25 protein-coding genes are annotated in these 25281 nt (G+C 69.7%); 22 read left to right on the top strand and 3 right to left on the bottom strand.

The window, feature by feature from the left end:
- Nucleotides 1-92 precede the first annotated feature (92 nt).
- Nucleotides 93-533, top strand: a complete 441-nt coding sequence (locus ACWIGU_RS04955) for a universal stress protein (protein ID WP_454397513.1) — start codon at nucleotides 93-95, stop codon at nucleotides 531-533.
- 184 nt (nucleotides 534-717) lie between these two features.
- Here ACWIGU_RS04955 and ACWIGU_RS04950 read toward each other — a convergent pair whose 3' ends face one another.
- Together ACWIGU_RS04950 and fae are read right to left on the bottom strand one after the other, a co-directional pair.
- On the bottom strand, nucleotides 718-1653 hold the full coding sequence (locus tag ACWIGU_RS04950; protein ID WP_454397511.1) for an NAD(P)-dependent oxidoreductase: 936 nt from the start codon (nucleotides 1651-1653) through the stop codon (nucleotides 718-720).
- Between the two features lie 83 nt (nucleotides 1654-1736).
- Nucleotides 1737-2285: a formaldehyde-activating enzyme gene (gene fae, locus ACWIGU_RS04945; RefSeq protein WP_454397510.1), complete on the bottom strand. Its 549-nt coding sequence runs from the start codon at nucleotides 2283-2285 to the stop codon at nucleotides 1737-1739.
- A gap of 327 nt (nucleotides 2286-2612) precedes the next feature.
- Between fae and ACWIGU_RS04940 the strand changes: the two genes are divergently transcribed.
- From ACWIGU_RS04940 to ACWIGU_RS04930, 3 genes are all read left to right on the top strand, one after another.
- The gene (locus ACWIGU_RS04940; protein WP_454397508.1) at nucleotides 2613-3386 is read left to right on the top strand and encodes an IclR family transcriptional regulator; all 774 of its coding nucleotides are present in this window, start codon (nucleotides 2613-2615) and stop codon (nucleotides 3384-3386) included.
- A gap of 260 nt (nucleotides 3387-3646) precedes the next feature.
- Entirely contained in the window at nucleotides 3647-5152 is a 1506-nt protein-coding gene (locus ACWIGU_RS04935; protein WP_454397506.1) for an NAD-dependent succinate-semialdehyde dehydrogenase, read from the top strand.
- A gap of 40 nt (nucleotides 5153-5192) precedes the next feature.
- The gene (locus tag ACWIGU_RS04930) at nucleotides 5193-6533 is read left to right on the top strand and encodes an MFS transporter (RefSeq protein WP_454397504.1); all 1341 of its coding nucleotides are present in this window, start codon (nucleotides 5193-5195) and stop codon (nucleotides 6531-6533) included.
- Between the two features lie 154 nt (nucleotides 6534-6687).
- Here ACWIGU_RS04930 and ACWIGU_RS04925 read toward each other — a convergent pair whose 3' ends face one another.
- Nucleotides 6688-7305: a helix-turn-helix domain-containing protein gene (locus ACWIGU_RS04925; protein WP_454397502.1), complete on the bottom strand. Its 618-nt coding sequence runs from the start codon at nucleotides 7303-7305 to the stop codon at nucleotides 6688-6690.
- Here ACWIGU_RS04925 and ACWIGU_RS04920 point away from each other — a divergent pair.
- From ACWIGU_RS04920 to ACWIGU_RS04835, 18 genes are all read left to right on the top strand, one after another.
- Nucleotides 7304-7825, top strand: a complete 522-nt coding sequence (locus ACWIGU_RS04920; RefSeq protein WP_454397500.1) for an N-acetyltransferase family protein — start codon at nucleotides 7304-7306, stop codon at nucleotides 7823-7825. The genes ACWIGU_RS04925 and ACWIGU_RS04920 overlap by 2 nt on opposite strands.
- Before the next feature lie 283 nt (nucleotides 7826-8108).
- The gene (locus ACWIGU_RS04915; RefSeq protein WP_454397498.1) at nucleotides 8109-9299 is read left to right on the top strand and encodes a winged helix DNA-binding domain-containing protein; all 1191 of its coding nucleotides are present in this window, start codon (nucleotides 8109-8111) and stop codon (nucleotides 9297-9299) included.
- A 265-nt stretch (nucleotides 9300-9564) separates the two neighbouring features.
- On the top strand, nucleotides 9565-11274 hold the full coding sequence (locus ACWIGU_RS04910; RefSeq protein WP_454397496.1) for a hydrogenase maturation protein: 1710 nt from the start codon (nucleotides 9565-9567) through the stop codon (nucleotides 11272-11274).
- Between the two features lie 128 nt (nucleotides 11275-11402).
- Nucleotides 11403-12491 carry an NADH-quinone oxidoreductase subunit B family protein gene (locus ACWIGU_RS04905; protein ID WP_454397494.1) on the top strand — a complete coding sequence of 363 codons (1089 nt, stop codon included), beginning with the start codon at nucleotides 11403-11405 and terminating at the stop codon, nucleotides 12489-12491.
- An 89-nt stretch (nucleotides 12492-12580) separates the two neighbouring features.
- Nucleotides 12581-14359: a nickel-dependent hydrogenase large subunit gene (locus ACWIGU_RS04900; RefSeq protein ID WP_454398581.1), complete on the top strand. Its 1779-nt coding sequence runs from the start codon at nucleotides 12581-12583 to the stop codon at nucleotides 14357-14359.
- Nucleotides 14356-14952, top strand: coding sequence for a hypothetical protein (locus ACWIGU_RS04895; protein WP_454397493.1), 597 nt, complete (start codon nucleotides 14356-14358; stop codon nucleotides 14950-14952). Before ACWIGU_RS04900 ends, ACWIGU_RS04895 begins: the two co-directional genes overlap by 4 nt.
- Nucleotides 14949-15602 (top strand): DUF5947 family protein, encoded by a 654-nt coding sequence (locus ACWIGU_RS04890; protein WP_454397491.1) that lies wholly within the window; start codon nucleotides 14949-14951, stop codon nucleotides 15600-15602. The genes ACWIGU_RS04895 and ACWIGU_RS04890 overlap by 4 nt, the downstream gene beginning before the upstream one ends.
- Nucleotides 15599-16264: a DUF6084 family protein gene (locus tag ACWIGU_RS04885; RefSeq protein WP_454397489.1), complete on the top strand. Its 666-nt coding sequence runs from the start codon at nucleotides 15599-15601 to the stop codon at nucleotides 16262-16264. The genes ACWIGU_RS04890 and ACWIGU_RS04885 overlap by 4 nt, the downstream gene beginning before the upstream one ends.
- Nucleotides 16261-17706 carry a hypothetical protein gene (locus ACWIGU_RS04880; RefSeq protein WP_454397487.1) on the top strand — a complete coding sequence of 482 codons (1446 nt, stop codon included), beginning with the start codon at nucleotides 16261-16263 and terminating at the stop codon, nucleotides 17704-17706. The genes ACWIGU_RS04885 and ACWIGU_RS04880 overlap by 4 nt, the downstream gene beginning before the upstream one ends.
- Nucleotides 17703-18245, top strand: coding sequence for a hydrogenase maturation protease (locus ACWIGU_RS04875; RefSeq protein WP_454397485.1), 543 nt, complete (start codon nucleotides 17703-17705; stop codon nucleotides 18243-18245). Before ACWIGU_RS04880 ends, ACWIGU_RS04875 begins: the two co-directional genes overlap by 4 nt.
- Nucleotides 18246-18255: 10 nt before the next feature.
- The gene (locus ACWIGU_RS04870) at nucleotides 18256-18360 is read left to right on the top strand and encodes a DUF6893 family small protein (RefSeq protein WP_454397483.1); all 105 of its coding nucleotides are present in this window, start codon (nucleotides 18256-18258) and stop codon (nucleotides 18358-18360) included.
- Nucleotides 18361-18494: 134 nt separating this feature from the next.
- Complete coding sequence (locus ACWIGU_RS04865; protein ID WP_454397481.1) at nucleotides 18495-18893, top strand: hydrogenase maturation nickel metallochaperone HypA/HybF; 399 nt, start codon at nucleotides 18495-18497, stop codon at nucleotides 18891-18893.
- Between the two features lie 3 nt (nucleotides 18894-18896).
- Nucleotides 18897-19646, top strand: a complete 750-nt coding sequence (gene hypB / locus ACWIGU_RS04860) for a hydrogenase nickel incorporation protein HypB (RefSeq protein WP_454397479.1) — start codon at nucleotides 18897-18899, stop codon at nucleotides 19644-19646.
- Nucleotides 19643-22000 (top strand): carbamoyltransferase HypF, encoded by a 2358-nt coding sequence (hypF, locus tag ACWIGU_RS04855; RefSeq protein WP_454397477.1) that lies wholly within the window; start codon nucleotides 19643-19645, stop codon nucleotides 21998-22000. Before hypB ends, hypF begins: the two co-directional genes overlap by 4 nt.
- Before the next feature lie 51 nt (nucleotides 22001-22051).
- Nucleotides 22052-22372 (top strand): HypC/HybG/HupF family hydrogenase formation chaperone, encoded by a 321-nt coding sequence (locus ACWIGU_RS04850; protein ID WP_356280668.1) that lies wholly within the window; start codon nucleotides 22052-22054, stop codon nucleotides 22370-22372.
- A complete protein-coding gene (hypD, locus tag ACWIGU_RS04845) occupies nucleotides 22369-23493 on the top strand; it encodes a hydrogenase formation protein HypD (protein ID WP_454397476.1) in 1125 nt (374 codons plus the stop codon). The genes ACWIGU_RS04850 and hypD overlap by 4 nt, the downstream gene beginning before the upstream one ends.
- Before the next feature lie 76 nt (nucleotides 23494-23569).
- Entirely contained in the window at nucleotides 23570-24559 is a 990-nt protein-coding gene (gene hypE / locus ACWIGU_RS04840; protein WP_454397474.1) for a hydrogenase expression/formation protein HypE, read from the top strand.
- Between the two features lie 170 nt (nucleotides 24560-24729).
- Nucleotides 24730-25164, top strand: a complete 435-nt coding sequence (locus ACWIGU_RS04835; RefSeq protein ID WP_454397472.1) for a VOC family protein — start codon at nucleotides 24730-24732, stop codon at nucleotides 25162-25164.
- Nucleotides 25165-25281 lie beyond the last annotated feature (117 nt).

Raw genomic sequence — 25281 nt, 5'->3', positions numbered from 1 at the left:
TACGGCCCGTCGCCGACTGCCGGCCGCCTCGCGTGGCGGCGTGTACGGGTTTCGGACACTGTGGAGGTAAAGGCGTCGGAAGGGTGAACGCGATGGACAGGCTGCCGAGGATCGTGGTGGGCATCGACGGTTCGCCCTCGTCGCAGGCCGCGCTGCGCTGGGCGGTCCGGTACGCGGACCTGGTGGGCGGGACGGTAGAGGCCGTGTCGGCGTGGGAGGTACCTGGTATGGCGTCGTGGTCGGCCCCGGCGGTGGACGCCGACTTCGACTTGGAGCAGGCCGAGCAGGGTCTGGTCCAGGAGGTCCGCGCCGTCCTCGGCGAGAACGGCGGCTCCCTGGTGCACGAACGCCTGGTGCGCGGCAATGCGGCCGACGTTCTGGTGGATGCCGCCGAGGGCGCCGAGATGCTGGTCGTGGGCGGCCGCGGCCACGGCGGCTTCCGACGGGCGCTGCTCGGTTCGGTCAGCCAGCGGGTGGCGCAGCACGCTCCGTGCGCGGTGACGATCATCCGGCCGGACGTGCCTGTCGAGTGACCTCCTGTTCCCAGTGGACAGCGGGGCGGGCGGTGAGGACTCGGAAGCCGCGCCCGTTCGCACCCGCGCGTGCACGGAGCCATACGGAGGCGGGTACGGAGGTGCGGGGGAGCACACCACCTGGGCCCCGTGCCACATTGGCACCGGGCCCAAGCGCTACCTCATGCCACCCGGCCCTCTCCGGTCACACGGCCGCCGGCGTGCCCGCCTCCGGTGCCTGCGTCGCCGGGAGCCGGAATTCCTGGCCCGCCAGGGACTCGTAGAGACGGACCGGGCTCATCTCGCCCGCCAGGTCGCCGTGCTGGGCCTTGGAGCGGCGGTAGATCTGCTCGACCAGGGCCGACAGTTCGGTGGAGACACCGATGTCGCGGCCCAGGTCCACGGCGAGCCCGAGGTCCTTGCAGGCGAGTGCCATGGCGAAGGAGTCGTCGTAGTCCCCGTCGGTCAGGATGGACATGATGTCGTTCTCGAGGAAGTTCGAGGCGGCCGGGCTGGCCAGGAGCGCGTTGCGCAGGGTGTCCAGGCCGACGCCGGCCTTCACGCCCATCGCCAGGACCTCGGCGGAGGCCGTGAGGTGGGTGAACCAGAGCAGGTTGATCATGAGTTTGACCGTGTAACCGGCGCCCAGCGGCCCCACGTGGAGGATGCGGCCGGGGTCACCCATCACCTCGAGCACGGGCAGCGCCGCCGCGAAGTCGGCGTCGGAGCCACCGACGAAGATCTGCAGCATCCCGGCCTTGGCGCCGTGCGCCATACCGCTCACCGGTGCGTCGAGCCGGCGCACACCGCGCTTGTCGAGCACCTCGGCGGCGACCCGGTCGGCGGCGGCCGGCGTGGACGTCGACATGTCGATCCAGAGGGACCCGGCGGGCAGCGCCTCGGCGACCGCGCCGCGCAGCAGCACGTCCTCGACGATGCGCGGGTTGGGCAGCATCGTCACCAGGACCTCGGCGTCGCTCGCGCACAGAGCGGCGGTCTCCGCCCACGCGGCACCGAGTGCCACGTGCTCGGCGGCGGCCTCGGGGCGGGTGTCGTGCACCGTCACCTGGTGCCCGGCCTGGATGAGGTGACGGGCCATGTGGCCGCCCATGTTGCCGAGACCGATGAATCCGATCCTCATGATCTTTCCTTACTGCAGCGGCGTACGAGGGTGTAAGGGGAATGCCGTAAGTCTGGTGCGGGGATGGGGAGTTGAGCGGATGGTCAGGCCTTGGGTGCCGAGTCCGCGAGCTGCTGCGGCGACGGCGTGTAGAACGGGTTGGTGACACCGGACTTGACCGCGTCGATCACGTCCCCGGCTGCCGGCCGGCCCTCGACGGCGGCGCGCAGCGCCTGGTGGGCGGCGACGCGCTGGTTACGGAAGGACTCGTCGAGGTCGTCGACGCGCGGATTGACCCAGATCGCGGCGATGATCAGCAAGTCGTCCGCCTCGTCGGCGGGGACGGTCCCGTCGAGTACGGCGTCGGCGACCCCCTGCGCGAGGCCCGCCTGGGCCGAGCCCCAGGTGGCGCGCTCGTGCAGCTCCCCGTCGGCAGCCGCCTTGTTGACGAACAGTGTCAGCGGCTTCACCGGCACCGAAGGGCGCACGACCGTCATGAACGGCACGTGCCCCGCGCTCGGCGTGGCCAGGGCGGTGGCCCACGCGGTCTCCACCGGACCGCCCTTGCGGCCGAGGACGATGTTGGTGTGCGCGGCGTTGGCGCCGTCGCCGACGAAGGCTTCACCGATGAGGGCGGTGGTGGCAAAGGACATGGTGGTGCTCCCGTACGAGGATCAGGGCGGGACAGGGTGCGATCGGGCCAGGGGCGCGGAAGGCCCAACAGGCGGGCTCGCCGGACGAGTTGAAGGGTGTGCCGACTCGCGGCACGAGACGCAGCCGCACCGGCGGTACGTACCCGCCTTCGGCCGGCTGCTCGGCGAAACTAGGCCGCCGCGCGACCGGCGTGCAAGCCCGCACCGGAAATCGAAACCGGGGTTGCGATGCGCGCAACCCCCACGCTCCCACCGGCGCCGGCCCCGCGCGTGACCACACTCTGACCTGGCACTTCGCCGGCGGGGCGACGCCTTTACGATGCGAGCGTGAACGAAGCGAACGTCCCCCGGTCCGTCCGCAGCCAAGGCCACGGCCTGCGCCGCGACGTCGACCTCCTCGAAGCCCTCGGCTCGCCCGAGGCCCACCGCACGGGCGGCCTCGGCGTCGTACGCATAGCCCAGCTGGTGGGGCGCGACAAGAGCCAGGTGTCCCGGGCGCTGAAGGCGCTCGCCGACGAGGGCATCGTCGAGCGGGACCCCGACAGCCTCGAGTACCGGCTCGGCTGGCGACTGTTCTCGCTGGTCGCGCGGACCTCGGAGAGCAGGGTCGTACGCGTGGCGGGGCCGGTCATGCACCGGCTGGCCGCGGACCTGGAGGAGACCACCCACCTGTGCGTGCTGCACGACAGGGAGGTGCGCACCCTGCTCTCGGTGTCCGGGCACTCCTACCGGCTGCGCGAATGGGAGGGCCGCGGCTGCTCCGCCTGGATCACCTCCGCGGGGCCGGTGCTTCTGGAGGGCGCCAGCCCCGACGAGCTGTACGTGCGGTTCGGGACCACCGAAGAGGTGTCGGTGCCCGACCTCTGGTCCCGCATCCGGCGGGCCGAGGCGGAGGGATTCGCCCGGGAGGTCGAGGAGTTCGAGGCCGGGCTCGTCGGCGTCTCCGCCCCGGTGCGCGACTTCCGCGGCCGGGTCGTGGCCGCCCTGAACGTCACCGCGCCCGCCGAGCGTTTCGCGGCGCGCCTCGACCACGCGGGACGGGCCGCCGCGGCCGCCGCGGCGAAGGTGTCGGCCCAGCTCGGCTGGGAGCCGCGGCAGTAGGCGGAGGTACGGGGAGCGGTTGCGCTGAGCGCAACTCACGTCTCGATCGCCACAGACGTCTTGTTCCCGGCGGTTAACGGCCCGTAAATTCCTCGCATCCCGGCCCCAGCGCGACGGACAGAGACCCCAGAGACGTCCCCGCCCCGCACCGGGCCTGCCCTTCGGCACGCCCTTCTTGGCCGGTCTGCTTGGCAACACTTTCTTCCACCTGCCGGTTCCGTGCGCCCTGAGCACCCGTGACCCGGTACAAGGAGCAGTCCATGGACATCGACCTCGCCGTCGAAACCGATCTCGCCACCGCTATCGAGGGCATCGTCAAGTCGCCTTATGGAGAAGGAGACTTGTGGATCGGCGGGCAGTGGCGCGCCGCGTCCGACGGCCGTACGTACCCGGTGTACGACCCGGCCACCGGCGAGGTCGTCCGTGAGGTCGGCGCCGCCTCGGCGAAGGACGCGGCGGACGCCGTCGATGCCGCGTCGGCCGCGGCCGAGGAGTGGCGGCGCACCCCGGCCCGCCGCCGCTCCGAGATCCTCACCGGCGCCTTCCGCCTGATGCACGAGCACAGCGACGCCCTCGCCCGGCTCATCACCTTGGAGAACGGCAAGGCGTACCGCGACGCCAAGGCCGAGGTGGGCTACGCCGCCGAGTTCTTCCGCTGGTTCGCCGAGGAGGCCGTGCGCATCGGTTCCGGCTTCGGCGAGGCGCCGGCGGGCGGCTTCCGGCACGCGATCCTCAAGGCACCCGTCGGCGTCACCGCGTTCGTGACGCCGTGGAACTTCCCCGCGGCGATGGCCACCCGCAAGATCGCCCCGGCGCTCGCGGCCGGCTGCCCCGTGGTGCTCAAGCCGGCGCCCGAGACGCCCCTGACCGCGCTGGCCGTCGCCGCGCTGCTGGCCGAGGCCGGCCTGCCGGCCGGCCTGCTCAACGTCACTCCGACCGACCGCGCCCCCGAGACCGTCTCCGCCTGGCTGGACGACGACCGCGTTCGCAAGTTCTCCTTCACCGGCTCCACCGCGACCGGCCGCGTCCTGCTGCGCCAGTGCGCCGACCACGTCGTCAACGTGACGATGGAACTCGGCGGCAACGCCCCGTTCGTGGTCCTCGCCGACGCCGACATCGACGCCGCCGTACGCGGTGCGATGGACGCCAAGATGCGTGGCGGGGGAGAGGTGTGCATCGCCGCCAACCGGTTCTACGTGCACTGCGACGTGGCAGCGGAGTTCACCGAGAAGTTCGGCGCCGCGATGCGTGAGGTCAAGGCCGGGCCCGGCCTCGCCGAGGGTGTCACCCTCGGCCCGGTGATCAACCCGGCGGCGGTGGAACGGATCTCCGGCCTCGTCGCCGACGCCGTGAACCGCGGCGCCCGGATCGCCGCGCAGGGCGAGGTCCCCGCCGACGGCGGCTGGTACCACCCGGCCACCGTCCTCACCGACGTCCCCGCCGACGCCGACATCCTGCACACCGAGGTCTTCGGCCCGGTCGCCCTCCTCGTCACCTTCGCCGACGAGGAGGAGATGCTCGCCGCCGCCAACGACACCGCGTACGGCCTCGCCTCGTACGTCTACACCCGTGACCTGGCCCGCGGCCTGCGGATCGCCGAGCGCCTGGAGGCCGGCATGGTCGGCCTCAACCGCGGCCTGATCTCCGACACGGCCGCCCCCTTCGGCGGCGTCAAGCAGTCCGGCATCGGCCGCGAGGGAGGCCGCGAAGGAATCGAGGCGTTCCTGGAGACCAAGTACGTCGCCCTGGACTGGCCCACCCCCTGAATCCCGGCTCGCCCCTGCCCTCACTACCTACGGAGTCCCCATGGCAATGACGCCTGTCTCCCAACGCCCTCACGGCTCGCCCGCGGCGGGCAGCCCCCGCGACCGGGCCCGGCTGCACTTCCGCCTGAAGACCGCGACCCAGTTGGGCCAGGGCCTGGACGGCTACGTCATCGGCGGCATCGGCATGGCGATGGCCGCGCTCACCGCGGACCTGCACCTGGGCACCGTCGCCCAGGGCCTGGTCGGAGCCTCACCGCTGATCGGCATCTTCTTCGGCGGACCGGTCTTCGGCTGGCTCGCCGACCGGTTCGGCCGCCGCCCCGTCTTCATGGTCGACATGCTGATCTTCCTGATCAGCTCGGTGGCCCAGTTCTTCGTGGCGGACGGCACCCAACTCTTCCTGATCCGCTTGGTGATGGGCCTGGCGATCGGCGGCGAGTACGCGGTGGGCGCACCCCTGCTGTCCGAGTACGCGCCCAGCAAGGGCCGCGGCCGGCTGCTCGGCAGCCTGGAGATCAGCTGGTACGTGGGATACGCCCTGGCCACCGTGGTCGGCGCCCTGTTCGCCGAGATGGACGGCGGCTGGCGCTGGTCCCTGTCCAGCGGCGCGGTCATCGCCGTCGCCTGTCTGGCACTGCGCGGGGGCGTGCCGGAGTCGGCGCGCTGGCTCCTCAGCAAGGGGCGCACCGAGGAGGCCCAGACGCTCATCGAGCGGTACGGCATCGAGCTCGACGCGGACGCCGAACTCGCCGAGACCGGTGAACAGGCGGGATTCCGGGCCCTGTTCAGCCGCAAGCACCTGCGGGCGACCGTCTTCGCCGGCACGTTCTGGGCGGCGCTCGTCCTGCCGTACTTCGCGATCGGCGCCTTCTGGAGCGAGGTGTTCGAGGCCCTGAACATGGGCGACAACGCGGTCGCCGCACTCCTCGTCTACGCGTTCACCGCCGTCGCCGGTGTGACGCTCGGCTGCCTCGTGGTCGAACGCATCGGCCGCCGCAAGCTCCTGATCCCCCCGTTCTGGATCACCGCGGTCTGCCTCGCCCTCGTGGCCATGTGGCCGGACGTCACACCTGTGGTGGTGGGCGGCTTCCTGTTCTTCATCTTCCTCAACGCGGCGTCCAGCGCGCTGACGGCGGTGTATCCGCTGGAGGTCTTCCCCACCGCGCTGCGCACCACGGGCGTCGGATTCGCGGCGGCCATCAGCCGGGTGGGCGCCGCGATCGGTACGTTCCTGCTGCCGATGGGACTGGAACACGTGGGCCCGCGATTCGTCCTGCTGGTCGGCGCGGCGGTGCTCGCGCTCGGCGGTCTGGTCTCCCACTTCCTGGCCCCGGAGACGACGGACATGGACCTCGCCCACACGGCGCGCGCGGGGCGCTGACACGGGACCCTGGCCCGGCCCCCGGCTCTCGCTCTGCCTCTGTGCTCCGACCTCCCCGGGGCATGGGCCGGGGCCGAGGCCGGGGGCCTGGCTCGTGTGGCTCCGAATGAGCCGGTGGACGTGACGCAACGCGCAAGTCAGCTCGGGGCTGGGCTCACGGCCTCGTCCCCCGGGCCAGAATGACGGCGTAGCGGCATTCGGCCGTGCTGGTGTTGGCGAAGACGCGCGGGGAGGGTTCGCCCAGTTCGATCGTGTCCCCCGCGTCGAGTTCATGCACCGCATCGCCCTCGTGGAAGGTCAGATGCCCGTCGAGCACCCAGACCACCTGTCGCAGGAACGCGAAGGCGGCGGCGGGATACGGCACGCGGGCACCGGCGGGCAGGCGGATCTCGGCGACCTCAGTGGGGAATTTCAGGCCGGTGATCTGGCGGCGGCGGTACCCGGTGGCGGGATCGGTCCACTCCACTGCCTCGCCCTGGCGGCGCACCCCCGCGGAACCGCTCTCGCCGTCGGGAACCGCGTCGTCGGCCGGCGCTTCGGCCGCGCCCTCCGCGAGGGCGAACAAGGAGGAGACGCTGAGCTGGAAGGCGGCGGACAGTTTGCCCAGGATCGCGGCGGTGGGGCTGCTTTCACCGCGCTCGATCCGGTGGATCATGGCGCGGGACACCCCGGACGCGTCGGCGAGCTGCGCCAGCGTCCACCGGCGCCGCTCTCGCTCGACGCGAATGCGAGCCGCGATCTGCGCCACCAGTGGGTCTACCATGTTGGACATGAATCTAATATACGAGAAGTCGGGGGTTGCGGTCAGCGTCCGCACGGCACACCCCGGCGACGCCGAGGCTGTGCGAGGCATCCGCAATCACGCGATCGAGCACTCCACGGCTCTCTGGACGACCCGCACCCAGACCTCCGCCGAAGCGGCGGCCTGGCTCACCACGCACCTGAACCGTGGCTCGGCATTCGTCGCCGAGGTCGAGGGCGAGGTCGCCGGGTTCGCGGTCTACGGCCCCTGGAAGGACTTCGACGGCTTCTGTCACACGGTGGAGAATTCCGTCTACGTCCGCGAGGGACTCCAGGGACTCGGCATCGGCTCCGGGCTGCTGACCGTTCTCATCTCCGGCGCGCGCAAGGCCGGCCACCACGTGATGATCGCGGGGATCGAAGCCGGCAACACGGCCTCCATCCGGCTGCATGAAGGCTTCGGTTTCCAGCATGCCGGCACGGTGCGCGAGGTCGGAACGAAGTTCGGCCGGTGGCTGGACCTGACGCTCATGCGGCTTCCCCTGTCGTGACGTGCCGACGAGGCCCGGAGACATGCGCGCCGGGCCGCGCGGCCGTCACTACGACGTTCCGCACATGTGCCGGCAGCGCCTCGTGCGACACTCCGTGATCTCTGCCGCGCCTCGGACAACACCGAGCCTGCCTAAGATCGGCTCCTGTTGAGCCGTTGAATCGGGACGTTGGTGTGGCGGCCGTTGATGTGAGGGGTCGTGGGCGACGGCGATCGCGTACCACTGGAATTGCGGGAGGCGGGTCCTGACATCTCGTAAGTGCGCCGGCGGCACCGCCGCCAAGGTGCAAGCCGGCGCCGTCATCGCGTTTCGGCTGCACGCGCACCACCTCGCGATGCGGCAACCGGCCGATGGCCTGCACGAGGTGGCAGGGGCGTGCGGAATCCAGAACACTCCGCCGGGTTCGGCGCTGCTCGCCCTGCATGCCCGCGTCGAGGACGTGACGCAGGGCCGCGTCGACCACCTCGTGGGCGAGGAGAAGAGCCTGCTGCAGACCTGGTGCATGCGGGGGTCCCCGTTCTTCTTCCCGACCGTCGACGCACCGGTTTTCACCACCGGCGTCCTGCCGGCCACCGAGACGGCGCGACTGCATTTGATCAGCGGCGTCGAGGGTGGGTTGCGCACGCTCGGGATGGGTGTGGACGAGGCTGTCGATCTCACCGCCGACGAGATCGGGCCCGTGCTGTCCGGGCGGCAGTTGGCGATCAACGAACTCGGTCGAGAGCTGGCAGAACGCATCGTGGGAAGACTGCCGGCCGCCCGGCGCAAGATCTGGCAGGCGGAAGGCCCTTACGGTCGGAATCTCCCGCTCGGCGAGGCGGTCGTGCACTTCAGCATCCGGATGCTGACGCTTCGCGGCATCGTCTGCTTCGCACCCCGCAGCGGGAACAAGGCGCCGTTCGTCCTGGTACGGGAATGGCTGGGCGAACCGCTGCGGCAGGTCGGCCCCGAGCAAGCCCGCGCCGCACTGCTGCGTCGCTACCTGCAGTGCTACGGCCCGTCCACCCGCAAGGATTTCGCCGCCTGGCTCGGTGTCCAGGCCGGCGACGCAGACCTGTGGTGGACCACACTGGAGGACGAACTCACCCCGGTCGAATTCAACGGCGGCCGGGCGTGGATTCTCGCCGAGGACCTGGACACCCTGCGGTCGCCGCGGACGGAGGCGCGCGGGGTGCGGCTGCTGCCACCGAGCGACCCGTACACCCAACTACGTGACCGGGACACCATCGTCGACCAGAAACACCAGCGGGACGTATGGAAGACCGTCGGCGCGCCCGGCGCGGTACTGGCCGACGGAAGAATCGCCGGAATCTGGCGGCCCCGCAAGAGCGGTCGCAAGCTCGCACTGTCGGTCGAGACGTTTCAGCCATCGAGCGCCAGGCTCCGCGGACAACTGGGCGATGAGGCCGAATGCGTTGCCCAGCTGCGCGGCGCGTCCACGGTTGAGGTCGAGTTCGGCAACCCAGCACGCTGACCCCGGCAGGCACTCCGACCGCTACAGACTCTGATGGGTTTGCCGTCCGATGGTCCGGCGCTGCCGGCGTGCGATGTCGTCTGGCGAGGGACCTGTCCTGACGTCGCTGTCGACGACTCGCACGTGCGCCGAGTGGTCGTCAATCTCGGCGCTTTGGAGTGACGGTGCGGCCCGCCTCCGGTGTGCCTCCTGCCCCGTGTCCGAGGCTGTCGGGCGACCGGACCCCCGCTCCGGTCTTGCAGCCGCGGGGCTACGGGAGGTTGCCGTGCACATTCTGCTGGTGGCGAGCGCGTTCAACAGTCTCACTCAGCGCGTCCACGCCGAATTGCGGGACCGAGGCCACAGTCTGGACGTGCATCTCGCATCCACAGACGATGCGCTGCGCGCCGCACTCGGCGCCTGTAAGCCGGAGCTGGTCATCGCGCCCATGCTGAAGAGGGCCATCCCCGAGGATGTGTGGCGGGAGCACACCTGCCTCATCGTTCACCCCGGCCCCGTCGGTGACCGGGGCCCCTCCTCGCTCGACTGGGCGATCAGCGCGGGCGTGGACCGCTGGGGGGTCACCGTGCTCCAGGCCAATGGCGAGATGGACGCCGGCGACGTGTGGGCATGGGCCGGCTTCCTGGTGTCTCCGGTCGGCAAGAGCGACCTGTACCGGAACGAGGTGTCGGACGCCGCGACGGACGCGGTGCTCCTGGCCGTCGACCGATTCGCCTCGGGCACTTACTCGCCCCTGCCCCAGGCTCAGGTGAGGAACAGGGCGGCGGCAGGGACCCGCCCCTCCTACCCCCAGAGCCTGCGGCGCATCCGCTGGGCGCGGGACAGCACCGAGACCGTGGTGCGCAAGCTGCGCGCTGCCGACTCGTCCCCGGGCGTGCTGGACGAACTCCTGGGCAGCGAGTGGCATTTGCACGGGGGCCACCCGGAGGACGAACTGAAGGGGCGCCCAGGGGAGTTGCTCGCCACCAGGGCCGGGGCGATCTGCCGGGCGACCGTGGACGGCGCCGTATGGATTCCCGAACTGAGGCCCCGCCGCAGGCCGGGGGAGCCCAGGCCGTTCAAGCTGCCGGCCGTTCAGGCCCTCGCCGAACGGCTCCCCGAGCTTCCGGAGAGCGTCTTCGCGCCCGACGCGGACCATGGCCGGCGTACGTGGTCCGACATCAGCTATCGCGAGGAGGGGGCGGTCGGGTTCCTGTCCTTCTCCTTCCCGGGCGGCGCCATGAGCACGTCGCACTGCCGGCGCCTGCTCGACGCCTACTGGGCCGCCTGCTCGCGACCCACTGCCGTGCTCGTCCTCGGTGGCACCCGGGACTTCTTCTCCAACGGGATCCACCTGAACGTGATTGAGGCGTCCGATGATCCGGGCGCCGAGTCCTGGGCCAACATCAACGCGATGAACGACCTGGTCGAGGCCGTCCTGACCACCACTGACCGGCTGGTTGTCAGCGCCCTGGGCGGCAACGCGGCCGCGGGCGGGGCCATGCTGGCCCTCGCCGCGGACGAAGTGTGGTGCCGTGCGGGCGTGGTGCTCAACCCGCACTACCGTCTGATGGGGCTGTACGGGTCCGAGTACTGGACCTACACGCTGCCGCGCCGCGTAGGCGCTGACGTGGCCGACCGACTGATGCGGGAGGCGCTGCCGGTGAGCGCGTCGGCGGGGCTGCGGCCGGGTCTGGTGGACCGCCTCGTCGAGTGCTGCCCCCAGGACTTTTCCGGCGAGGTGACCCGTTTGGCCGTCCGGCTCGCCCATTCCTCCGGGATGCAGGAGCGCATCGCGGCGAAGAAGCAGACACGGGAGCGGGACGAATCGGTCAAGCCGCTGTCCCGCTACCGGGAAGCGGAGCTCTCCAGCATGCTCCGCACCTTCTCGGATCCCCATGCCCCCTACCACGCGTTGCGGCGTGCATTCGTTCGTAAGCAGCCCTCCACCGAGGCGCCGTCCCACCTGATCCGCGCCGGTGCGGCGGGTCGGTGACCTGTCCGGGTGGTCTGCGCGCGCACGCGCACGGCCACGTCGCGCACTGACCGGGTGCCTGCTATCAAGGAATACGAGGGGCGATATATGCCCTTTTGTTGTACTCCTCCCCCTTAGGAGTCATCCCTATGGATGCAGCAACGCCGACCGTGGCCGACTCCGACGTGCCCGGTCTGCCGACGGAGGAAGAATCCCCGACGATTCACATCCTCTGGATCAACGCGGGACTGAGCTGCGACGGCGACTCCGTGGCCCTGACAGCGGCCATGCAGCCGAGCATCGAGGAGATCGTGCTCGGCGTGCTGCCCGGCCTGCCGAAGATCGCCGTCCACTGGCCGCTGATCGACTTCGAATGCGGGCCAGTAGGCGGCGCGGACACCTTCATCGAGTGGTTCTTCAAGGGGGAGCGCGGCGAGATCGACCCCTTCGTGCTGGTCGTCGAGGGATCGATCCCCAACGAGGCCATCAAGCCGGAGGGTTACTGGTGCGGGTTCGGTGACGATCCGGAGACGGGGCAGCCGATCACGACGAGCGAGTGGATCGACCGGCTCGCGCCCAAAGCGCTGGCCGTCGTGGCCATCGGGACCTGTGCCACCTACGGCGGCATCCACGCGATGGCGGGAAACCCGACCGGTGCCATGGGAGTGCCCGACTATCTCGGCTGGGACTGGAAGTCCCAGGCAGGCATCCCGATCGTGTGCGTACCGGGATGCCCCATCCAGCCGGACAACTTCTCCGAGACTCTGACCTATCTGCTCTACCAGGCGGCAGGGTCGGCCCCGATGATTCCGCTGGACGACAAGCTGCGTCCGACCTGGCTGTTCGGGGCCACCGTCCACGAGGGCTGCGACCGGGCCGGCTACTACGAGCAGGGCCAGTTCGCCGCCACCTACGACTCGCCCAAGTGCCTGGTCAAACTGGGCTGCTGGGGTCCCGTCGTCAAGTGCAACGTGCCCAAGCGCGGCTGGATGAACGGCATCGGCGGCTGTCCGAATGTCGGTGGCATCTGCATCGCCTGCACCATGCCCGGCTTCCCCGACAAGTTCATGCCGTTCATGGACGAGCCGCCCGGCAGCAAGCTGTCCAGCGGGACGAGCGGCGCGTACGGGTCGGCGATCCGAAAGCTCCGCTCCATCACGGCCAGGACCGTGGACAAGGAGCCCAGGTGGCGCCACCGCGGCAAGGAGTTGACGACCGGATACCGGCCGCCGTGGTGAAGGAGTGTCCCGCACGGCGCCCTCGGGGTGGCCGTCCCAGGTGATTCGACCTCCCGTACGAAGACTTGATGAAGGGCGCTGCACAGAAGATGGCACCAAAGACGAAGACCGACAGCAACGGCCTCGTGGAGATGTCCTGGGATCCGATCACCCGGATCGTGGGAAGCCTCGGCATCCACACCAAGATCGACTTCAAGCAGAAGCGGGTGGCGGAGTGCTACAGCACGTCGTCGGTCTTCCGCGGCTACAGCGTCTTCATGCGGGGAAAGGACCCCCGCGACGCGCACTTCATCACCAGCCGAATCTGCGGCATCTGCGGCGACAACCACGCCACCTGCTCCGTGTACGCGCAGAACATGGCGTACGGAGTGAAACCGCCGCACCTGGCCGAGTGGATCATCAACCTCGGCGAGTCCGCTGAGTACATGTTCGACCACAACATCTTCCAGGAGAACCTGGTCGGGGTCGACTACTGCGAGAAGATGGTCCGCGAGACCAACCCCGGCGTGCTGGAACTCGCCGAGCGCACCGAGGCACCGCACGCCGCAGAGCACGGCTACCGCACGATCGCCGACATCATGCGCTCGCTCAACCCGCTCGAGGGCGAGTTCTACCGCGAGGCCCTCCAGGTCAGCCGCTACACGCGGGAGATGTTCTGCCTGATGGAGGGCCGCCATGTGCACCCCTCCACGCTCTACCCGGGCGGCGTGGGCACGATCGCGTCGGTCCAGCTCTTCACCGACTACATGAGCCGCCTCATGCGGTACGTGGAGTTCATGAAGCGCGTCGTCCCCCTGCACGACGACCTGTTCGACTTCTTCTACGAGGCCCTGCCCGGGTACGAGGAAGTCGGACGCCGCCGCGTGCTGCTCGGCTGCTGGGGCGCGCTCAACGACCCCGAGTACTGCGACTTCACGTACGCCAACATGAGCAACTGGGGACGGAAGATGTTCGTCACCCCGGGCATCATTGTGGACGGCAAACTCGTCACGAACGACCTCACCGAGATCAACCTCGGCATCCGGATCCTGCTCGGCAGCTCGTACTACGAGGACTGGCAGGGCCAGGAACAGTTCGTCACCCACGACCCGCTCGGCAATCCGGTCGACCCGCGCCACCCCTGGAACCAGCACACGATCCCCGCCCCCCAGAAGCGCGACTTCGAGGGCAACTACAGCTGGGTGATGTCCCCTCGCTGGTTCGACGGCAAGAACCACCTGGCGCTCGACACCGGCGGGGGCCCCATCGCCCGCCTGTGGTCGACCGCACTGTCCGGACTCGTCGACATCGGCTACGTCAAGGCCACGGGCAACAGCGTCGTCATCACCCTGCCCCGCACGATGACCAAGCCCGAGACCCGCTTCGAGTGGAAGATCCCGAAGTGGAGCAACGCGCTGGAGCGGAACAGGGCCCGCACCTACTTCCAGGCCTACGCCGCCGCCATCGCCCTGCACTGCGCCGAGAAGGGCCTGGCGGAAGTCCGCGCCGGACGCACCCAGACCTGGGAGAAATTCGAGGTGCCGGACGAGGGCCTGGGCGTCGGCTTCACCGAGGCGGTACGCGGAGTCCTGTCCCACCACATGGTGATCCGCGACGGCAAGATCGCCAACTACCATCCCTATCCGCCGACTCCGTGGAACGCCAGCGTGCGGGACACCTACGGGACGCCCGGCCCGTACGAGGACGCCGTGCAGAACACGCCGATCTTCGAGGAGAACACCCCGGAGAACTTCAAGGGCATCGACATCATGCGGACCGTGCGCAGCTTCGACCCCTGTCTGCCCTGCGGCGTCCACATGTACGTAGGAGGCGGCAAGACCGTGCAGAAGATGCACGTGCCCACCGGACTGAGCGGGCTGGCCGGATGAGCGGGTCCACCACCACGGCCCGGCCGTCGGGCAAGACGGCGGTGAACGCGGAGGAGGCCGGCCGGCGGGTCGAGGAAATCATCGACCACCTGGCCTCCGACGGCGACTCCGAAGCCGCCCGTGCGGCCGAGGAACTGGTGCGCGCACTGATGGACTTCTACGGCACCGGCCTGGCCCGCGTGGTCACGCTGCTCGACGCGCCCGAGTCCAGGGGCGAACCGCTCGCCGCACTGCTCGACGACGAACTGGTCACCAGCCTGCTCGTCCTGCACGACCTGCACCCCGAGGACACCGCCACGCGCATCTCCCGTGCCCTGGGCCGCGTGCGCGGCTATCCCGTCGAGCTGGTGAGCTTCGACGACGCCACCGGCACGTTGCACCTGCGCTCCGCGGAGAGCTCGGGCTGCGGCTGCGCGAGCACCGCGGCGGCCGGCCGTCAGGCGGTGGAGGACGCCCTCGCCTGTTTCGCGCCGGAAGTGACGACGGTCGAGATTCAGGGGGCGCAATCCTCGCAGGAACCCACTCTGCTGCAGATCTCGCGGCGGCCCTCAACTGCTGCCGGCAGCGCGCCCGCCTCGCCGAAGACACCATGAGCACGCCGCACAAGCGGACTCGTCCGCCTGCATCCGGGCTGCGGCGGTTCGTGACGCCGCGCACGTCTCGGCCCGAGACGTGCGAACTGTGCGGAGCGCCGATCGACGAGGGCAACCACCGGCACATGGTCGACACCGAGAACCGCGCCCTGGCCTGCGCCTGCACGCCGTGCGCCACGCTCTTCGAGCAGAGCGGCGCGGGCGGCGGCAGGTTCCGCACCGTCCCCGACCGCTACCTGGCAGACCCGGACCACCAACTCGACCCCGGCGCCTGGGAGCTCCTGCAGATCCCGGTCAGTGTCGCGTTCTTCTTCCGCAATGCCTCGCTCGACAGACTGGTCGCGCTCTACCCCAGCCCGGCGGGCGCCACCGAGAGCGAACTCGACCCGTCCACCTGGCAGACCGCACTCGGCAAGAGCCGTCTGGCTGCATTGCTCGAACCCGACGTGGAGGCGTTGCTCCTGCGACGGGTGGAGGAGAGGACCGAGTGCTATCTCGTGCCGGTCGACATCTGCTACGAACTCGTGGGACGGATGCGCATGTTGTGGCAGGGCTTCGACGGCGGGGCACAGGCCCGTGCCGATCTGACCGCGTTCTTCGATCACATCGCGCAGCGGGCCGGGACACCGGAGGAGGCGCACCGTCGATGACGGAGTTCTCGTTCTCCTGCGTCGGCGTGCGCGCGGACCAGTACGCGGCCGGCCCCACCCTGGTCTTCCGGCTGCGCATCGACGCGTCCGAGCAGGCGCGCGTGCACGCGCTCGCCCTGCGCTGCCAGCTGCGCATCGAACCGGCCAGGCGCGGCTACGACGCCGACGAGGCCGAAGGACTGCATGACCTCTTCGGCCGCCGGGCCCGCTGGGGCAGCACCCTCCAGCCGCTGCAGTTCGCACAGATCTCCCTCATGGTCCCCGGTTTCACCGGGCAGACGGAAGTCGACCTGGTCGTGCCCTGCACGTACGACATGGACGTCGCCTCCACCCGCTACTTCCACGCTCTGTCGAGTGGCGACGTGCCGCTCCTCATGCTCTTTTCCGGGACCGCGTTCACCGGGGCCGGAGGGTTCCACGTCGAGCCCGTGCCCTGGGACCGCGAGGCCGCGTACCTCATGCCGGTCAAGGTGTGGCAGGAGATGATCGACCAGCACTTCCCGGGCACCGGCTGGGTAAGGCTGCCCCGCGACACCATGGACGACCTGCTGGCGTTCCGTTCGCGGCGGGCACTGTCCTCCTGGGAAGCGACGGTGCGCACCCTCCTTGAATCCTCTGACGCGGACGCTCTGTCCCAGACCACCGAGAGGCCGGCGCCGTGACGACAGCCGTGTTCAGCCAGGAGACGGAGTCACGGTTCGCCGCCGCCCGCGCGGTGGCCGACGCGGTGCTGTTCGAGGGCTACGTGCTCTATCCGTATCGGGCGTCGGCGGCCAAGAACCGGCTGCGCTGGCAGTTCGGAGTGCTGGTCCCGCCCGCCTGGGGTGCGGACTGCGACGAGCACGACTTCCAGCACACCGAGTGTCTGATGGAGCCCAGGACGGGCGCCACCCTGTCGGCCGAGGTGCGCTTCTTGCATGCGCAGCGCCGCACGGTGCAACGGGCCTGCCAGGACGGCTCGTTCGAGGACACGTCCGAACTGTCGCTCCCGGACCGGGTGCTGGTTCCATGGGACGAGGGCGCGGAGGAACGCGTCGAAGTGACCGTCACCGTGGCCGAGCTCGCCGGAGACGGAATCACCGTCCCCTTCAGCCGCCCCGCGCGCGAGGAGACCGAACTCGTACATGACGCCGAGGGCCGGCTGATGGGACGACTGGTCCGCCGGTGCGAAGAGGTCAGCGGAGTCGTACGTCTGTCCACGTGCGAAGTCGACGGCCCCTACCGGGTCTCCCGGCTGACCGCCGTGGTGGAGAACACCAGCACCTGGTCCCCGGACGACGAGGGAGCCGGCCGTGACGCCGCGCTCCCGCACTCGCTCGTCGCCGCGCACCTGTTGCTGTGTCTCGGCGCAGGCTCGTTTCTCTCCATGACCGATCCTCCGGAATGGGCCAAAGACGCTGTCGCCTCGTGCCGCAACCTGCACACCTGGCCGGTCCTCGCCGGCGAGCCGGGCCAAGCGGACCTGATGCTCTCCTCGCCGATCATCCTGGAGGACCATCCGGCCGTAGCCCCCGAAAGTCCCGGAGCGCTGTACGACGCCACCGAGATCGACGAGATCCTGGCCCTGCGGACCGCGGCCCTCACGGATCAGGAGAAGCGTGAGGCCCGCGGTACGGACGCGAAGGCCGCCGCCGTGATCGACCTGGCCGAATCCATGCCGCCCGAGGTGCTGGAACGCCTGCACGGCGCGGTTCGCTCACTGCGGGAAGTGACAGGCTCCGCCTCGAAAGAGCCCGGCGACGAGATCGAAGCGGACCTTCTCGCCGAGCCGGGTCAGCCGCATGTCGTCATGCCCGAGACCCCCTGGTGGAATCCGGAGGGCGACGCCGGCCTGGACCCGGCCCGCGACGAGATCTCGGTCGACGGCCGGCCGGTGAGTGCCGGAAGCCGGGTGATCCTGCGCCCGGGACGGCGCCGCACCGACGCCCAGGACCTGTTCCTGCACGGACGCGCCGCGCTGGTCGAGGCCGTGTTGCACGACGTCGACGGGGGCGTGCATCTGGCGGTGACCGTCGAAGGCGACCCCGGCGCCGACATCCGCCGGGAGCAGGGCCGCTTTCTGTACTTCCAGCCCGACGAAATCGCCCTACTGGAGGACGAGTGACCGGGGACTACAAGACCGGCGCACGAACGCTCGTCGCCGGCGTGGGGAACATCTTTCTCGGCGACGACGGATTCGGCGTCGAGACCGTGCGCGTACTCGCAACACACCCTCTTCCCGGGCACGTTGAGGTCATGGACGTCGGTGTACGGGGCGTGCACCTCGCGTACCAACTGCTCGACGGATACGACACCTTCGTGCTCGTCGACGCCACCGCCCGCGGCGGTGACCCTGGAACGCTCTACCGCATCGAAGTCGACTCGCCTGGTGACATCGCGCCGCAAGGACCCGTGCTCGACGGCCACCACATGTCACCGGACGCGGTCCTGGCCCTGCTGGAGACCCTCTGCTCCGGGACCGGCGGGACACCTCCCGGCCGCATCGTTGTGGTCGGCTGCGAGCCCGCCTGGCTGGAGGAAGGCATCGGTCTGAGTGCTCCGGTGGCCGCCGCGGTTCCGGAAGCCGTGCGTCTGATCCAGACGATCGTGGGTGAGGGCGAGGAGCCTGTGGTCGGGGCCGCTGTCCATGAGGCCCGTAAGTGAGGAGATGTTCATGAAGAAGTCCGTGATCGGGGTCATCGCCGTCCTCGCGCTCGCCGCGCTGGCACGGCAGTTCGCGCCCGACGTCCAGCGCTACCTGCGCATGAGAAACATGTAACGGCCTGCTTGCGCCGAACGGTGCACCCGTGCAGGGGAGTCGGCGAGCCCCGGGGGCGCTCGGCAGCGGGCCCACTGTAATGGAGCCGAGCGCACTGGCCGCCCCACGATCGGCCCCTGCCAGGACGGAGACCGATGCACGAGATGTCCATCGCCATGGCTGTCGTCGGCCAGGTGCAAGAGGCGGCGGAACTGAACGGCACGGTCACCGCGGTCAGTTCGGTGCGACTGCAGGTCGGCGAGCTCGCCGGCGTTGTCCCGGACGCGCTGTCCTTCTGCTTCGAACTCGCCTGCGCCGAAACCCTCCTCGAGGGAGCTGAGCTGGTCACCGAGTCCGTGCCCGGCCGGGCACGCTGCTCACCTTGTGCCGACGAATGGGCGGTGGGCATGCCGCCGCGACTGTGCTGTCCGCGCTGCGGTGAGCCGACGCCCGAACTGCTGGCGGGCCGAGAGCTGCAGATTGTCAGCGTGCGCTGGGAGGAAGAGCCGACCGCCCGCCAACGAACCCGCGAACCGATCTCCGAGGAGCGCTGAGTCATGTGCCGAACCGTGGACCTGCACCAGGCGGTGCTCGCCAAGAACGACGCGACCGCCCACGCTCTGCGCGCCGAACTCGCGGGCCGCGGCACCACGATGGTCAATCTGCTGTCGAGCCCCGGAAGCGGGAAGACGGCCCTGCTGGAACGCGAACTCCTGCGCGCGCGTGAGCGCGGAATCGCGTCCGCCGCGCTGACCGCCGACCTCGCCACCGAGAACGACGCCAGACGACTGGCCCGGTCCGGCGTGCCGGTCAAGCAGGTGCTCACCGACGGGCTGTGCCACCTCGAAGCCTCGATGCTCGGGCGGCACCTGGAAGGCTGGCTGCCGGAAGCCACTCGCCTGCTGTTCGTGGAGAACGTCGGGAACCTGGTCTGTCCGGCCTCCTACGACCTCGGAGAGGGGCTTCGGGTCGTCCTCGCGTCAGTCACCGAAGGCGAGGACAAGCCTCTGAAGTACCCCACTGCCTTCGGCCTCGCGCAGCTGGTCGTGGTCACCAAGGCCGACATCGCCGAGGCCGTCGAGTTCGACGAGGAGGCCTTCCGCGCGCACGTCGAGCAGGTCAATCCCGGAGTGGAGGTGGTCCTGACCTCGGCCCGACGGGGCAGCGGCGTGGGGGAGTTGCTCGACCGTGCCCTCGCGGTTGCGGACGGCGGGGCCGTCCACGAACCGGTCATGGCCGCACAGCCGCACGAGCACCATCACCACGATCACGTGGACGAAGTCGTCATGACGCGGCCCCTGCCGTGAGCACACTTCAGCCCGGCCCGGCCGCCGCCCAGGCGGTTCAGCGCCGTCGCGTCACCGTACGAGGTGTCGTACAGGGTGTGGGGTTCCGTCCGTTCCTGTACACCCTGGCCACGTCGCTGGAGCTGGCAGGGCATGTGACGAACACCGAGGACGGTGTCGTCGCCGAGGTCGAGGGCGATCACTCCGCCGTTGCCCGGTTCTGCGACCGGATCGCTCAACAGGCCCCGCCACTGGCCCTGGTGGAGTCCGTGGAACACGAGCAGGTCCCCCTCACGGGCGGCAGCGGATTCGCCATCGTCGCCTCGCGGTCGCGAGGGCCATCACGCACACTCGTCTCCCCGGACACGGCCACCTGTGCCGCGTGCCTCGCCGAAATGGCCGACCCCGGCGACCGTCGGCACCGTCACCCGTTCATCACGTGCACCCACTGCGGGCCGCGCTTCACGATCGTCACCGGACTCCCTTACGACCGTCCGCACACCACCATGGCCGGCTTCCCGATGTGTGCCGACTGCACACGCGAGTACACGGACCCGGCAGACCGCCGATTCCACGCCCAGCCCGTCTCCTGCCGTTCCTGCGGCCCGCGCCTGAGCCTTGTGTACGCGTCGCCCCGACCCGATACCGACGTCGACCCGATCCACGAGGCACGCGCCCTCCTGGCCGCCGGCGCGATCCTCGCCATCAAGGGCATCGGCGGCTACCACCTCGCTTGCGACGCCGAGAACTCCCAGGCCGTGTCCGCGCTCCGCAGCCGCAAGGGACGGGGCGACAAGCCGTTCGCGGTGATGGTGAAGAGCCTCGACGACATCGGGCACCTGGTGCACATCAGCCCCGCCGAGCGGACCCTTCTCACCGGTGCTGTCCGGCCGATTGTCCTGCTGAGACAGCGCATTGATGTTCCGTCAGGGGAGTCTCGACTCTCGGACGCGGTGGCGCCGGGCAGTCCCGATCTGGGGGTCATGCTTCCGTACACGCCCGTGCACCACCTGCTGCTCGGCCTGCCCGGGGACCCGGACGGTCCGCGAGTGCTGGTGATGACCAGCGGCAACGTGGCCGGTGAGCCCATCGTCACCGACGACGCCGAGGCATTGGAGCGGCTGGCGCCCCTGGCCGACGCCTGGCTCACCCACGACCGCCCCATCCACGTGCCCTGCGACGACTCCGTGGTGCGCGTGTGCGACGGGGAACGGATGACGGTACGCCGCGCTCGTGGCTATGCACCGCTCCCGGTCACCCTGCCGGTGCCCGTCAGGCCCTCGCTCGCCGTGGGGGGAGACCTCAAGAACACCTTCTGCCTCGGCGAAGGCAGGAGGGCCTGGCTGTCCGCGCACATCGGAGACATGGACGACCTCCAGACCCAGCACGCCTTCGCGCGCGCAGAACGGCAGTTGGAGACGATCACAGGAGTGGAGCCCGGACTGCTGGCGGCGGACCGGCACCCCGGCTACCGATCCGGGCAGTGGGCCGAACGGCACGCGAACACCCGCCGGGTCGTACGCGTGCAGCACCATCACGCTCATGTCGCCGCGGTCATGGCCGAGCACGGCCTCGACGGCACCGGGCCTGTCATCGGCATCGCATTCGACGGCACGGGATACGGCGACGACGGGGCGGTGTGGGGCGGCGAGATCCTGCTCGCGGAATACGACACGTCCCGGCGTCTTGGGCATCTGGCGTACGTCCCCCTGCCGGGCGGCGACGCCGCCGTGAGCCGCCCGTACCGGATGGCACTCGCGCATCTGCGGGAAGCGGGCATCGCATGGACGGACGACCTGCCCAGTGTGATCGCCTGCCCGCATGACGAACGGCTGGTACTGGCACGGCAGCTGGGACGGAGTCTGAACTGTGTGCCGACATCGAGCATGGGCCGGCTCTTCGACGCCGTCTCTTCCCTGGCAGGCGTGTGCCACCTGGTGGGATACGAGGCACAGGCCGCCATCGAGCTGGAGGCGGCCGCACTGCGGGCGGCCGTGGACGGAGATGACGCCGGCTACCGATTCGCGCTGAGTCCAAAAACGTCGGAGCCGATGACTGCAGATCCCGGACCTGTGGTGCGAGCCGTGGTCGAGGACGTTCGCGCAGGCACGGAGCCGGAGGTCATCGCGGCCCGCTTCCACGGCGCAGTCGCAGATCTCGTGCGGCGGATGTGTGCGGTGGCGCGCGAACAGCATGGCACGACCACCGTCGTCCTGACCGGCGGCGTGTTCGCCAACCTCCTGCTCTCCTCGGCCTGCGCCCGGGGGCTCGGGGAGGACGGATTCACAGTGCTGCGCGCCGGCGAAGTCCCGCCGAACGACGGAGGGCTGGCCCTCGGTCAGTTGATGATCGCGGGGCGTGCAACCGCCGGATGACGCGCAGTCGGCAAGCCGGATCGGACCCCACCACAGTGAGGAGAGCCCCCCATGTGCCTGGCGGTACCCGGGAGAGTGACGGAAATCGAGGATCGAGACGGCACCCGCATGGCCACCGTCGACTTCGGCGGCGTGGTCAAGGAGGTGTGCCTGGAGTACCTGCCGGACCTCCAGGTGGGCGAATACGCCATCGTCCATGTGGGATTCGCGCTCCAGAAACTGGACGAGGAATCGGCCAGGCAGACGCTGGAGCTCTTCGAGAGTCTCGGCATGCTCCAGGAGGAGTTCGGCGACCCGTGGGAGCTTGCGGCCGAAGCAAGCGGACCTCGGTGGGCCGACGACAAGGACGTTCCGCAGGAGGCCCAGCAGTGAAGTACCTCGACGAGTTCCAGGACCCGGACCTGGCGCGGCGTCTGCTCGACGACATCCACTCCGTGGTGACCAGGCCATGGGCCCTCATGGAGGTGTGCGGCGGACAGACGCACACGATCATCCGGCACGGGATCGATCAACTCCTTCCGGACCAGGTGGAGTTGATCCACGGTCCGGGGTGTCCCGTGTGTGTCACCCCGCTCGAGGTCATCGACAAAGCCCTCGAGATCGCCTCCCGGCCGGGAGTGATCTTCTGCTCCTTCGGTGACATGCTCCGGGTGCCGGGCACCGGCCGTGACCTCTTCCAGGTGCGCGGTGAGGGCGGCGACGTGCGCGTCGTGTACTCGCCGCTGGACGCTCTGCACATCGCCCGGCAGAACCCCGACCGGGAAGTGGTGTTCTTCGGCATCGGCTTCGAAACGACCGCCCCGCCCAATGCCATGACGGTCCATCAGGCACGCAAGCTGGGCATCAGGAACTTCAGTCTCCTGGTGTCCCACGTGCGTGTCCCGCCGGCGATCGAGGCGATCATGGAGTCTCCGAACTGCCGGGTCCAGGGATTCCTCGCCGCCGGACATGTCTGCAGCGTGATGGGCATCGGCGAGTACCCCGAACTCGCGGACCGCTATCGCGTTCCGATCGTGGTCACCGGCTTCGAACCGCTGGACATTCTGGAAGGCGTGCGCCGGACCGTGCTGCAACTGGAGCGGGGCGAACACACGGTCGACAACGCCTATCCGCGCGCGGTCCGGCCCGAGGGAAATCCCGCGGCCCAGGCCATGCTGGCGGACGTCTTCGAGGGCACCGACCGGGCCTGGCGCGGCATCGGTGTCATCCCGGACAGCGGCTGGCGGCTCTCCTCCCGATACCGGGACTTCGACGCCGAGCACCGGTTCTCGGTCGATGACATCGACACCCGCGAACCCGCGGAGTGCCGCAGTGGCGAGGTCCTGCAGGGCCTGCTGAAGCCGAACGAGTGCGCCGCGTTCGGCACCACCTGCACGCCGCGCAATCCACTCGGAGCCACGATGGTCTCGAGTGAGGGTGCGTGTGCCGCCTACTACCTGTACCGACGCCTCGACATCACCACCGCACCGCTGGAGGCGAGCCCCGTTGCCTGAGACCACCCGACGCACAGCCGTGGACCCGACCGCATGGACCTGCCCCGTAGCGTTGCGCGATCACCCGAGGGTGGTGATGGGGCACGGCGGGGGAGGTGCCCTGTCCGCCGAACTGGTGCAGCACATCTTCGCGCCCGCCTTCGGCGGCGAGACGCTGTCGCAGCTCGGCGACTCCGCCGCCGTCTCCCTCGGCGGCGTCCGGATGGCGTTCTCCACCGATTCCTACGTGGTGCGGCCCCTGTTCTTCCCGGGCGGCAGCATCGGCGACCTCGCGGTCAACGGCACCGTCAACGACCTCGCCATGAGCGGCGCTCGGGCCGCCTACCTGTCCTGCGGCTTCATCCTGGAAGAGGGTGTCGAGATGTCCGTCGTGGCTCGGGTCGCCGAGACCCTCGGCACGGCCGCACGGCGCGCGGGAGTCGAGGTGGTGACCGGTGACACGAAGGTCGTCGAAAGCGGTCACGGAGACGGTGTCTTCATCAACACCGCCGGGATCGGACTCATCCCGTCAGGCGTGGACATCCGCCCCCAGCGTGTCGTCCCCGGCGACGTGGTCATCGTCAGCGGTGACATCGGCGTTCACGGAGTGGCGATCATGAGCGTCCGTGAGGGTCTGGAATTCGGTGTCGAGATCGAGAGTGACTGCGCGGCGCTGGGCGGCCTGGTGGACTGCATGCTTGCCGTGACACCGGACCTCCACGTGCTGCGCGACCCCACCCGGGGCGGACTGGCCGCCGCGCTCAACGAGATCGCGGTCGCCTCCGGCGCCGGCGTCGTCATCCGGGAAGGTGACGTGCCTGTCCCGCCGGCCGTGGCCAACGCGTGCGCGATCCTGGGTCTCGACCCCCTCTACGTCGCCAATGAGGGCAAACTCGTGGCATTCGTTCCGCGCGAACACGCGGACGCCGTCCTTGATGCGATGCGCGCACATCCACTGGGTGCGAACGCGCGAGTGATCGGCGAGGCCGTCGCGGAGCATCCGGGCATGGTGGTCGCCCGCACGGGCCTGGGCGGCACACGCGTCGTCGACCTGCCGATCGGCGAACAACTCCCTCGGATCTGCTGAGGATCGGAGCAGTTCGGACAGAGGGGGTGCGACGGCCCGTCGCGTGCGTCGTTTCCTGGTCCGGGCGCCGGACGGCAACGGCTCTCAAGGACCATCCCAGACCATTCCCCCGTCAACGTGCGTGTGTCTACCGGGAGATGAGGAACAGATCCCCCTGCTATGGTGCGCCGATGTCATCGATCAAGAAGTTCCAAGTCACCTTCGACTGCGCGGATCCTGAGCGCGTCGCTCGTTTTTGGTGCGAGGTGCTGGGGTACGTCGTACCGCCGGCGCCGGAGGGGTTTGCTACCTGGGACGAATATAATCGCTCGCTGCCGCCCGAGCGTCAGGGCTCAGGGTTTGTCTGCATGGACCCCTCAGGTGTGGGCCCGCGCATGTACTTCCAGCGCGTACCCGAAGGCAAAGTTGTCAAGAATCGGGTGCACCTTGACGTGCGGGTCGGCACCGGGCTCGTGGGTGAGGAGCGCCTCGCCGCACTCGAGGCCGAGTGCGCACGTCTGGTCCCGCTCGGCGCGGTACGTGGGCGACTGCTGATTGCCGATGAGTACAACGAGTCGTGCCTCTTGATGCAGGACATCGAGGGCAACGAGTTCTGCCTCGACTGAGCATCGTCCGAGACGGCAAGGTGGAGAGGCGTCCTCCTGTTCGCGGCGGTCGAAGTCGTCGAAGTCGCCGCGGGACGGGTTGAACATGTGGTGCACGGCCACACCCCAGTCGCCGGG

The organism is Streptomyces sp. NPDC055400 (assembly GCF_053644375.1).
This window is presented reverse-complemented; position numbering and strand designations above follow the sequence as displayed.